Below are 11897 nucleotides of genomic sequence, written 5' to 3' on the forward strand. Positions count from 1 at the left end.
TTAGTCAGATAATAAAAATTATGGCTAGGATTATGCAAAGCCTCGTCGGCCTGCAAGTGATCTACAAGAATTCCTGTCCAGAAATTGGATGCAACAATGATGTTAGTATGTATAATCTACTGATGGGAAGAGGTTGCATGTTACATCAAAGCATAAAAGGTAGAATTGATGTAAATGAAGTATTCTCTCCATGGAACGTGACGCCATGGGGCGCGCAACGAATGTGGATCAGAAGATTCCTTAGAGGTGAGAGTTTTGCTATGATATCACCAACAGGTAGCGGTAAAACAACAACAGCCATGCTATTAGCATTATACAGTAATAAAAAATATAATAAAAAATCACTAATATTGGTGCCAACAGCTACTTTGGCATACCAAATAGAAACAAAGTTAAAATCTATGAACATTTATAATAGCAGTATCGTAGGTTTTCATACACTTTCAAACAAACCGACACTAGATGATTTACAAAGTGCTGACATAATTGTCACAACATCAGCATCATTAGTTAGAAATCGCAATTTATTTAATAATGTTAAAGTTGACATAATATTCGTTGATGATGTGGATGGTTTTCTAAGAAAATCAAAAGCTATTGATGTAGCGTTTAATATGCTTGATGTCGATTCTTATAAGATCAAAACAGCCGAAGAAATTATTAGACTAAGATCAAAAGCTAAAAGAAATCACTATGAAGAAATACTTCAACTGCAAAAAAGTGTCAGACTTGAAGGAAAACAAATCATAGTATCAGGAGCAACACAGTCAGTAAGAAGAACTAAAAGAGTCAAACTATTAAGCGAACTAGTAGGATTCGACATCGGCATGAAAGTAATAGGTACGAGAAATGTAGAAGATGTGTACGTGATACCAGAGAAATCCATGTATGATACACTACTCGCCTTAGTTAAAAAACTTGGAAAAGGGGCATTAATTTTTGCACAAGGTTCAGAGAACGTAATAAAAATATCAGAATTTTTAAGTAATAATGGTATAAGATCGGCTGCCTACGTGAAGGCATCAAAAAAGCTCTTTAGAATGTTTGAGGGGGGTGAACTAGACACTTTAGTAGGTACCGCGACACTAAGATCTTCACTAGTTAGGGGTATTGACTTGCCAGAAGCAGTAAGATATGTTATATTTTTTGGTGTACCAAAATATACTATCAAAGTAAGTTTGGAAGAATTCACACCAGCCAGAATGCTAGTAGTACTTGGTACAATAGCAAAATACTTGGAAAATAGTGATAAGATAAAATGTGGACAAATCATGGATAAATTAAGAAAAATAATTAATATCTCCCGCACAGAACTTGATAAAATAAAAAAAGAGGAAGAAAAAGAGAAAAGTAGCTTTTTAAATTATGCCAAAAACGTAATGACAGAAGCACTAAGATTTTATAATGAAGTAACAGCTAATCCTGAGGTCCGACAAAAAGCCGGCATAGTAAATAACCAATTAGTTTTTCCTGATTCCTTAACTTATGTTCAAGCATCAGGTAGAAGTAGCAGATTAACCATAAAAGGAATGACAAAAGGCTTATCAATATTAATCATTGATGAGAAAAGAAGCTTTGAATTACTACGAGAACAGTTAGACATCCTAGATATACACTTCAAATCAATAGATGAGACTGACCTTCAACAAATAATCAAAGAAATAGATGAAACAAGAGTGCTTAAAGCCGGTGCAAGAATAGAAATGGAGTCAATATTATTAGTTGTCGAATCGCCCACAAAATCGAAAACAATCTCACACTTCTTTGGAAAACCTATGAAAAGAACGGTAAATTCACTAATAACTTATGAAGTAATGACACCAGATAAACTTATCATAGTAACTGCAACAAGAGGGCACTTCTTTGATCTTAACATTGAAGAAAAAAGCTTTGGAGCGATTTATGACAACGGAAATCTTACAGTATATTTCAAACAAACGAAAGAAGGTGTTTCTGAAGCATTACGAAAATTAGCTCAAGATGTTGATAAAGTACTGGTAGCAACTGATCCTGATGCCGAAGGAGAAAAAATCGCATGGGATATCAGATCCATGATAACACCATATAATAGCAATGTAAAACGAATAAAGTATCATGAAATAACACGTAGGGCAATCGAAGAAGCATTAAATAACCCCGAAGATTTTGATATAAACCTCTTACAAGCACAGATACTAAGACGCATAGAGGATGCATGGATTGGACTACCACTTTCACTGATAGTGCAAAGAGAATTTAAGAAACGATGGCTCAGCGCAGGCAGAGTACAAACACCCGTACTTGGTTGGATAGTGGAACGTACAGAAGATAATAAAAAACATAAAGTAGAACTCCTCACACTTAAACTCGAAAACAATCTTACATTACCATCTATAAGAATGTCTAGAGGATCAGCCAAAAAATTGAAGGATAAAGGAAAAATTAAAGTCATATCAATAAAAGTTGAGGATAAAGAAATTAACCCACCACCACCATATACTACAGATTCAATGTTAACAGATGCCACACGAGAACTAAAAACCACCTCAGAAGAAATTATGAGACTAGCTCAAGACTTATTTGAAGTCGGTTTCATAACATACCATAGAACAGAAGCGACAACAGTAAGCGCTGTAGGAATGAACATAGCAAAACAATACCTTACGAAAATTAACAAAGCAGAACTTTACGTCGGCAGACCTTGGAGTTCCGAAGGAGCTCACGAATGCATCAGACCAACCAGACCATTAAGCGCTGATGAACTTGAGCTCATGGTTAAAAGCAAATTAATACCTGTACAAATACCTATAAGCAAACGACACATAGACCTTTATAATTTAATCTTCCGCAGATTCATAGCAAGCCAAGCATTATCAGCATTAGTAAGATACATCACATTAGTCATAGAAATCCTTGACACAATGCATGAATTCAAATTCGCTATAAACGTAGTAAAACATGGTTTTGACTTAATAAACCCAATACGTCTGAGCGATATGAACTTTATACAACTTAGAGAAAACACAGAATACTTAATAGTAGATATTAAAAAGAGAATAGTCGGTGAAAAAAGCTTATACAACGAAGCAGATTTAATTCGATTAATGAAAGAAAAAAGAATAGGACGTCCAAGCACTTACGCCATTACAATAGAAAAGTTAAAAGAAAGAGGATATATATACAAAGTAAAAACAGGACAACTGATAAGCCTAAAACTCGGAGAGCGAGTCTTCAAATTCCTCATTGAGAAATTCCGCACATTAGTTGATGAAGACAGAACACGAAAAGTACTAGAAGCAATGGACATGGTAGAAAATGGCACGCTACCATTCCTAGATGTCGTCAGCACATTCTACCAAGAAATTCAAACCATAGTAGAAAAAGAGGACATACTAAGACATGAAAAAATAGAATTCGCACAATAAACAATTCCGGTATAGAATGAGAATAAATCATGAACATTAACTGTTCCACTCTTAACTTTTGTGATTCCACTTTACAGATCAAAAACTAAAATTGTACAAAGAATTTTCACTTATAATGCTTATTATTTTATTTTATCACAACTTGCAAGAAGACCCCATCCGCAAGGGTGGGGATGAATTGCGTTAAACCTAAATAACTCAGAGTAGCACTTAAGTTTAGGAATGTTTCCTAACCGAGATTTGAACAGGGCTATAAGCATAGCCCATGCCTTAATGAGAGGCATGGGATGGCGGAGCTGTGAGCCCCGCAAACCAGCAGATGCGACTGGAAGCGTAAAGCTCCAGGCAAACGCTGGAAGCCCCTTGCAATAGCGAGGGGTAGTTCACATTTAGGATATGCTTCATGCTAATTCTCTCATTTGTTGGTTTGCGTAGCTCACAGCTCTACCATCCCATAGAGCTCATTAACCTATGGGCTATGTTTTTCGCTCTGTTAGTTCACTAAATTTTGGATGTTCCCGGTGCGGATGGAATTACATCTGAATTGTCATGTTTAAACTTTGCTCACTCATCCCAGCAAAGACTCTAGGTCTTCTGGACACCCATCTATATAAATATCAATCGTTACTTGGTAGATACTACTAGCGACCTTTCTAGTCTGTTGATTACGTTACTTATTATTTCAACGCCTTTGTTAATACGTTCAACACTTTCAGTAACGAAAGTCATTCTAAGATGCCCTGAACCGTATTTCCCGAATCCACTGCCGGGTATCAATGCGACTTTACCTAAGTTTAATAGATTTTCTGCAAATTGCTCATCGCTCATGTTAAGTCTCTTAAGATATACTCTAATATCAACAAAGAGGTACATAGCGCCTGGAGATTTTATTGTCTTAGCCTCTGGCAAGAACTTTCTTACTGCATCATACATGGTATCCCTACGTTCTTTATACAGTGGTATAGTTTTTCTTAATACACGTTCTTTTACTTCCGGTTGAAGATACTTCATAGCAGCTATCTGTGCTATTGTACTTGAACAAAGTGTTGTATATTGCTTAAACTTTATTATAGCAGAAATCGCCTCCTTAGGACCGTAAGCATAACCTAATCTCCAACCAGTCATGGCGGGATCTTTTGAAAACGTATTAAGAACTATGGTCCTCTCCCACGCGTTAGGTAATCGAGCAACCCATACATGTTGACCTTCATATATTAAGTGTTTGTAAGCATCATCAACTATTAACCATAAGTCATGATCAACGGCCAAATCAACGATTGCTCTCATTCTTTTCTCATCGATAATCCGTCCAGTTGGATTATCAGGAGAGGTTATCATGATAGCCTTAGTTTTAGGATTAATTAATTCATTAAGCTTATCAACATCAGGTTGATAATCATCTTCCACGTATAACGGTAAGTAGACAGGTTTAGCACCAACCATTATAGCAGCATTAGGATAACTTACATAGGTGGGATCAAACAATATTATCTCATCACCTTGTTGAAGAGTGGCCATATACGCCAACAAAATACCTTCAGACCCGCCATCAGTTACTGTTATTTCTGTTTCAGGATCAACATCCAAATTGCCATATCTTTTTAAATCATCAGAAATCATTCTTCTTAACTCATAAATACCAGAAGTTGGTGTATATTCACTAGCCCTCTGTGGATTCTTCAACATAAATTCTGCCACATATTCTAGAATTTCACGATCAGGCGGTAAACTTGGTTGCCCAGCAGAAAATTGTATGAGATCAATTCCAGCAGCTCTCGCATCAGCAATAATCTTAAGAACCTTACGTATTGGTGAAGGCTGTATCCTATCAGTAAGTGTTGATAAAATAGGCATAACATAACACCATACAAGATAAAAAATAACATAGTATTAAATCTGTTCTTCATTCCTTATCTAAGGAGATGAATAAGAATTGACACTTTCCACATCTAGATACAGGGGATCCCCTGTTCTCCAGTTCTTGGTTCATTGTAATGAGTTCTGGGCTGTGTCAAGACCAGAGCATATAACTCTACTAGCTCTCCCTACTATAGAGACAAACTTATAGCTCGCTACATATTCATTGCATTATCTTCAGTCTAGAAGTCTTCTAGATCACCAGCGATTCGCTTAAAATTAAATTTTAGTATTTAGACTTTTTAGCGATTCATACCAGAACTAAAGTTCTAGACTTCTTTGTTGAGTTTTCTTGTAATGTTTTTGTGTTTGGAGTAGAATTTTTATTATTGGTCTATCTTAATGTACTTCCCATAAAAGTTCATAATATGTTTTCATGTACTTGCCGAAACGTTCATCGTTAAATCTTAGGGAAAATAGTATTTCATTTTTTTGTGGTTCAGTAAAGAAGATATAGCCAATTTTTTCATCAATGATTGCAAATGCCTGATGAACGCGTGATGAACGTCTCAGTTGTACTCTACCTTCTTTCAACCAATTTTCTACTTTATCTTTTAAACTACTTGGCAGCATTCCCATTATAAGTTCAACATTTTTTGAAAAGAATTCTGAATAAGGCATAATGTATTTAAAGTGCGCACCTTTTGATATAGCTTTAATAGTATCTTCAAATATTAACGTCCAGTTAAAGCTTATTGGGGTATTACTTATTGCTATTAGTATTTCATTAGATGCTAATGCTATATCGGCTTTTAAGTTTTTAATTATATTATCGTTCCCTTCTATAATGGTTAATATAGGTTTCATTCTTAATGTGCCTATTTCACTTTCTGATGTAATTCTTGTAAGTACCTCACCTAATGTTTTAAGGTTATTAATTTTTTGAGAAATTTCATTTTCAGTAACATGGATCATCATGTTTATCACGCTTTTAGGATCTAAGGGTTGACATTTCATCGGTTTGCTTGGCACGATATTGCATATACCTTTAGATGCGAGACTGCGTATAACACTATAACATTTTGGTCTTGGTATATTACTTCGTTTGCTTAGCTCTCCAATTGTGAGCGCCCCATGCTGCAATAGTGTTAAGTATGCTTTAGCTTCATACTCTGTAAGATTTAATAAGCTCATTAACTGATTTTTTGTTTCATCTAATCTGATTTTTGTAACATTCATCGTATTTAAATAATATACTGGTATATTAAAGGTTTTTGCTATAATAAAATTACTTTATAACAAAATTTAAACAATCTTTTGTGAAGCTTCCTATTTAACATTTGATCCCTTCTTGCATGAACGGTAATATCTTTGATTCTGATACACTTCTTGATTAGGATTAGGAGAATTTTCAGTTCCTCTACCTTAGGTTTCATTGTACCGAGTTTGGGCACTGTCAAAACAGTTCCTATTATGGCCATACAGTCCGCTTGATAGTGACTGCTAATAAATTATGTCTAAACCTATTAATACCATTCATTTTTCAGCCAGAGCTCAGACTTCTGACGGTATTTATTATGTAACTAGTGTTGGTAACAATGTGTTTCAAAACAAATAAATTATCAACTTCTTAAATTACAGTTAGGCGTAAGAATTATGAGAATACCACTCTTTGTGGAGATGGAGAATTTAAGAGTTCTCATTGTTGGTGGTGGTGAGGAAGGTACAAAAAAGGCGCATAGGCTTCTTTCAGCTGGAGCTACAGTTACCGTTCTTGCTCTTGAACATTCTGAGTCTCTTAAAAAAATGGCAAGTGAGGGGGCCCGCTTAAGATTAATACATGGTGATGCTCGTGATATAGAGTTATTGGAAAAATTAATATCGGAAAATGATTTTATAATATCTGCCCTTAATGATCAACGGAGCATTGATGATATAATAATCGAATTATGCCATGAGTATAGAAAACTCTATGACCTTGCTAGTGATGCTGAAAGAACTCAAGTGGCTATGGGAATAGAAACTAATGTTGATTCTTTTAGAATAGCTATGATTTCTGGTGGATTAAGTTCTTTAGCAGTAATGGAAGCTTTAGAAAGAATAAAAGACTTTCTATCACAGCAAAAAGATCTCATAGCATTAATGCATTTAATGGGAGACTTAAAAATATTCATGAGAAGAAAAAACATACCATGGAGAGTAAGAAGAGAAATTTATCATACAATTTATAATCATCCTGAGATCAGAAAACTTGTCTCTGATGGTAATATTGAAAAAGCAAAGAAATTTGCAGAGGAGATGATATTAGAATGGACCCAGAAAAATATCAAAGTCCATTAATTAATATCATACTTAATAGGATTTACTGCTATAGTATTAATCATAAGACCGCCCCATTATCATTAATAGGGAAACTTCAACTAACTAATATTAAGGAAGAAATTCGTTTTCTCAAAAAGGAATTGAATGCTAAGGAGTTAATAATATTACAAACATGTAATAGATTCGAAATCTATTGTTATACAAATGAAAAATGCGATTCCGAATATATAACAAATTATCTGTCACGCCTAGCAGAATATGATGTGAGAAAATATGTAAATATTATGGTCGGTTATGAAGCGATAGAACATATATTCAGAGTTGCATCTGGTTTAGAATCGTTGATGATTGGTGAATGGGAAATTGTGGACCAGGTAAAGGAATCCTTGAAGGTTGCTGGACAATCAGGTTCTTTAGGTAAAGTATTAAATACTATCTTTAAAAAAGCAGTGGAACTTGGTATTGATGTTAGAAAAGGTGAGAAAAACATAATAGGTATACCAGATTTAGCAGTAGATTTCGCAAATAAATATCTTAAAGGATTGAATAATAGAAAAGTTTTGGTTATTGGTACAGGTAAGGCTGCTAGAGGAATCTTAAAAGCTATTAGTAATTTTAAAACAGAAACTCTGATCATTGCTGGCAGGTCAATCGAGAAGGTTAACGCACTAGCATCTGAATTTAATGGACGTGGGATATTATTACCTAATGTATCACATTTATTAGAGACTGTTGATGTTGTTTTCATTGCAATCTCAGGTAAGAATTTTTCTATACAATTAAATGAGAGTAGTTCTATTCCTTTAATCATTGACATCTCTGTACCAAGCGTTGTACAACAAATAAATAATGAAAAGGTAATAACATTAAAAATGCTAGAAACCCAAATACAACAAAATATTGAGAAAAATTGGATACATGAGACTGAGTCTTCTATTAAGAAAAGTATTATGCTATTAGATAAATTTCTAATAAGAGTTATAGTTAATGAATATTTATCTAAACTGATGAATTATATTGAAAGTACAAGAAGAGATGCGATTTCTTATGCTCTTAGAAAGTTAAAAAATGGAAATGAAACAGAGACTGTAATAGATTTAATGAGTAAATCGTTAATAAAACACTCAATACAACCTATTATAGAAAGTATTTTATTGCTAGCGTATAAGGGGGATGATAATGCATTACGTTTACTAGAGTATATCAATAATAATATTAAAAGTTAGCGTGAGATTTCATATTTCTTAATTTTACGCCTTCCTTTACACCGTTAATTATCTCTTTTAATCTATTTTCAAGTTCTGTATTATCGATGCCCTCAGTTATGGTTCCAGTGACTATTATATCAGCTCCAGCGGCAACAATATCCTTAGCAGTTTCTTTATTTCTAATGCCACCACCTACTATAATTTTAATATTAGCAAACTTTTTTACATAAGAAATCACCGATCGCGGAACTGGTGTTGTCGTTCCTGAGCCCCCTTCCAAATATGCATATCTCATACCCATCATTTGAGCTGCTAGCACATAGGCAGCAGCAATTTGAGGACGTGTATAGGGAATCGGTTTTGCATCACCTATAAAACCAGCAGCCCCTCCTTCGCCCATTATTAAATATGCAGTAGGTATTGTTTCAAGTTTATATTTCCATATTATTGGTGCTGCAGAAATTTGAGCTCCCACTATGAAATATGTATTATGTGAGTTTAGTAATGAAATATAAAGCACAGCATCAGCATAAGGTGTTAAATTGCTAATACTTCCTGGGAATATTATTATAGGTAGCTTGATAACTTTCTTTAATGATCTTACGGTTTTATCGGCTTCATGAGAAGTAACGCCGATGGATCCCCCTACAAGTATTGCGGAACTACCAATTTTTTCGGCTATTTTTGCAGCATTTACTGCATCTTCAACTAGCATTTTATCAGGATCTATTAGTGTTAAATGTATAGCACCCTGTTCCTTTATAAGTCTATTAATCTTAAGTTCTACCGACCCTAGCTTCACTAATTTTACCTCCATAATAATCATCGACAAACATACTGTACGCATCAACAGCCTCATGAATTTTTTTCACTTGAACGTGGCCACTTAAATTACAATATGCACACTTGACGTATGCTTCAGTGTGATTATTATTAAATTCAACACTCACTGACTGTCTACCGCATCTAGGGCACGTGAATATTTTGGGAATCTTCTTTATTACTCTTTTCACTAGCTTCTTTCTTCTCTTCCTCCCTCCCACGCTTACTCTCCCCTGCTATCTTATCATGTTCATTACTTTTAAGCTTATATACTTCTCTCGCGATAATGAGTGGTTTGACGTCTTTTACTGAACCACCTATTATTAGTTCAGAACCTTTAATAGAGTCTTCAATTAGTTCTTTTAAGTAATTGATAATGCCTAACTCTACAGCATCAATGATAGCTTGTTCATCATAACCTATTAAAATGCATGAATCCTTACCATGAAATACTACTTCTATAGATCCTAGATTATTCGTGAGTACAAATGAGAGTTCTGGTATAGAGTTAAATGGACCTTTATAACCGCATTTACTACAAAAATTCTCCCAAGAATTAAGCTTGAATCCACATACAGGACATGTTCTAATTAACTCAATATATTTAATGTTACTTAGTTTTCCATGTATATAATAATATCTATTAATCTCAAATTGAATATTTCTGCTAGCATCTTTTTTTACCTCGCTCTGTTCTTGTATTATTTTAGAAAACTTATCAACGATTAAAATTGGTTTATTTAAATTTCCAAACAGTATGCCTTTAAGGGTAAACACTCCATCATTCAGATATTGAGTACTTTTTACAGGTATACAAAAATTTGCTCCTAGCATGAAAATTTTATCATTAACATTTCTAATTAGCCCAGTTATATTTATGTATGATGATGTTTTTAGATTATAAACAGAATCAACGTCTAAAATTTCAACGATTTGTGGTGCCTCTTTTTCATAAGTATCTATAATACCGTCCACGCTCATCATCGAATCTACAACATTCTCACTTAAAGACCTTATAAAACATCCTTTTAATATCACATAGGCTTTGCTATACAATTTCTTTGCTTGTTCATTAGTAAACAATACTCTGTGTTGTAAGTTATCTGATCTAATTAATACAGCCACTGGATAGCCATCATCACCCGTATCATAAAGATCAACAACGTGACCGCTAATAACAGTAGCTGATGCATGTTCCGCGATAATATCTCTAAATTCTGGTTCTCCCTGGTTTAGAATTTTTATTGAACCTCTACTTACATTAATCTTAGCCTCAGGTGTAAGCTCCTTCACCGTACCTCCATAAATTTCCACAGTATAACCCATGCGAAGCTTTAAAGCACTCTGTACCATAGAGCCCCAGAATGTTACTTCAATGTTATTTCCACTATCATCATTCAGAATCACAGTTACAAAAGACTTCTTTTCATCATTAACATTAATTGTCCTCAAAGGACTTACATACATTACTTTGCCTATTATTGTTATACCTCTAAGTCCAGATGCTAATATGTGTGATTTGTATTCCTTTCTGTAAGGACCAACCAAATTTGTCACATCAAGACCTAAACTTTGGGCAACAAGGAGAGCTGCTACATCTCTATTGATCATACCACCTAGACTATTAATCTTTTCATTAATCATCCTTACGAGCTCATCCTTACTTATTTTAGGATACTTACTAACTATACTTTCCAGTATTTTTTCGAACTGCTCCTTCTCCTCCTCTTTCACTCTCAGCTCACACTAGCAATTTAATTAAGTATAAACAAACATTTAACTCTAAACGTATTCAAATTAATAATTTTATAAAGATGAGTACTCAGAAAGCCTAGAGATTTAACTTTGGAATGTGCAAAAGTTTAAGCATAATGTTAATTCATTAAATTTGTTCCAGTAAACATAGGTCCATAGGGTAATGAGCTCTATGAGATAGTGGAGCTGCGAGCACCTCAAACCAACAAATGAGGGAACGAGCATAAAACCTTATCCTAAACGCTGGAAACTCCCAACTTTAAGCCGTGGAGAGGTTCACTTCTTCTCAGATGCATGCGAATGTGTAGTAGCATAATAGTAGTATGCTATCAGCAAGAAGATTGCAATAACAACCAATACTCGATATAAATAATTAAAGTATCCAATTATGTCAGCTATGCCTGCCATCTCTCCTCAAAAATGATTACAACTACGTATTAATTAATTTAACGATACTCTAATTCCCTTAGTTAATTTAGTTTTACATTTCGAAAGGTATTAGTTTTCATTAAATCTTAAATTCTTTATC

9 protein-coding genes are annotated in these 11897 nt (G+C 34.2%); 3 read left to right on the plus strand and 6 right to left on the minus strand.

Features of this window, described 5'->3' with window-relative positions; all coding sequences use genetic code 11:
- Nucleotides 1-20: 20 nt before the first annotated feature.
- Nucleotides 21-3404, plus strand: a complete 3384-nt coding sequence (rgy, locus tag QW128_05995; GenBank protein ID MEM3833127.1) for a reverse gyrase — start codon at nt 21-23, stop codon at nt 3402-3404.
- Nucleotides 3405-4028: 624 nt separating this feature from the next.
- Here rgy and QW128_06000 read toward each other — a convergent pair.
- Together QW128_06000 and QW128_06005 are read right to left on the minus strand one after the other, a co-directional pair.
- Nucleotides 4029-5258, minus strand: coding sequence for an aminotransferase class I/II-fold pyridoxal phosphate-dependent enzyme (locus QW128_06000; protein MEM3833128.1), 1230 nt, complete (start codon nt 5256-5258; stop codon nt 4029-4031).
- Nucleotides 5259-5660: 402 nt separating this feature from the next.
- Nucleotides 5661-6500: a helix-turn-helix domain-containing protein gene (locus tag QW128_06005; protein ID MEM3833129.1), complete on the minus strand. Its 840-nt coding sequence runs from the start codon at nt 6498-6500 to the stop codon at nt 5661-5663.
- A gap of 417 nt (nt 6501-6917) precedes the next feature.
- On the opposite strand from QW128_06005, the gene QW128_06010 reads away from it, so the two are divergent.
- Entirely contained in the window at nt 6918-7601 is a 684-nt protein-coding gene (locus QW128_06010) for an NAD(P)-dependent oxidoreductase (protein MEM3833130.1), read from the plus strand.
- Nucleotides 7571-8809: a glutamyl-tRNA reductase gene (gene hemA / locus QW128_06015; protein ID MEM3833131.1), complete on the plus strand. Its 1239-nt coding sequence runs from the start codon at nt 7571-7573 to the stop codon at nt 8807-8809. The genes QW128_06010 and hemA overlap by 31 nt, the downstream gene beginning before the upstream one ends.
- On the opposite strand, the gene QW128_06020 is transcribed toward hemA, so the two are convergent.
- From QW128_06020 to QW128_06035, 4 genes are all read right to left on the minus strand, one after another.
- Nucleotides 8799-9593, minus strand: a complete 795-nt coding sequence (locus QW128_06020) for a geranylgeranylglyceryl/heptaprenylglyceryl phosphate synthase (protein MEM3833132.1) — start codon at nt 9591-9593, stop codon at nt 8799-8801. The genes hemA and QW128_06020 overlap by 11 nt on opposite strands.
- Nucleotides 9568-9834: a hypothetical protein gene (locus tag QW128_06025; protein ID MEM3833133.1), complete on the minus strand. Its 267-nt coding sequence runs from the start codon at nt 9832-9834 to the stop codon at nt 9568-9570. The genes QW128_06020 and QW128_06025 overlap by 26 nt, the downstream gene beginning before the upstream one ends.
- Nucleotides 9758-11347, minus strand: coding sequence for a DUF2240 family protein (locus tag QW128_06030; protein ID MEM3833134.1), 1590 nt, complete (start codon nt 11345-11347; stop codon nt 9758-9760). Before QW128_06030 ends, QW128_06025 begins: the two co-directional genes overlap by 77 nt.
- Nucleotides 11348-11644: 297 nt before the next feature.
- Complete coding sequence (locus QW128_06035; GenBank protein ID MEM3833135.1) at nt 11645-11776, minus strand: hypothetical protein; 132 nt, start codon at nt 11774-11776, stop codon at nt 11645-11647.
- Nucleotides 11777-11897: the final 121 nt, after the last annotated feature.

It is taken from the genome of Thermoprotei archaeon (assembly GCA_038881895.1).
Taxonomy (GTDB): domain Archaea; phylum Thermoproteota; class Thermoprotei; order Gearchaeales; family WAQG01; genus JAVZOV01.

Bases quoted from the DNA above. Each gene is read 5' to 3' on its own strand.
- hemA (MEM3833131.1), top strand. From the start codon at position 7,571: ATGGACCCAGAAAAATATCAAAGTCCATTAATTAATATCATACTTAAT.
- QW128_06010 (MEM3833130.1), top strand. From the start codon at position 6,918: ATGAGAATACCACTCTTTGTGGAGATGGAGAATTTAAGAGTTCTCATT.
- QW128_06000 (MEM3833128.1), bottom strand. From the start codon at position 5,258: ATGCCTATTTTATCAACACTTACTGATAGGATACAGCCTTCACCAATA.
- QW128_06035 (MEM3833135.1), bottom strand. From the start codon at position 11,776: ATGGCAGGCATAGCTGACATAATTGGATACTTTAATTATTTATATCGA.
- QW128_06005 (MEM3833129.1), bottom strand. From the start codon at position 6,500: ATGAATGTTACAAAAATCAGATTAGATGAAACAAAAAATCAGTTAATG.
- rgy (MEM3833127.1), top strand. From the start codon at position 21: ATGGCTAGGATTATGCAAAGCCTCGTCGGCCTGCAAGTGATCTACAAG.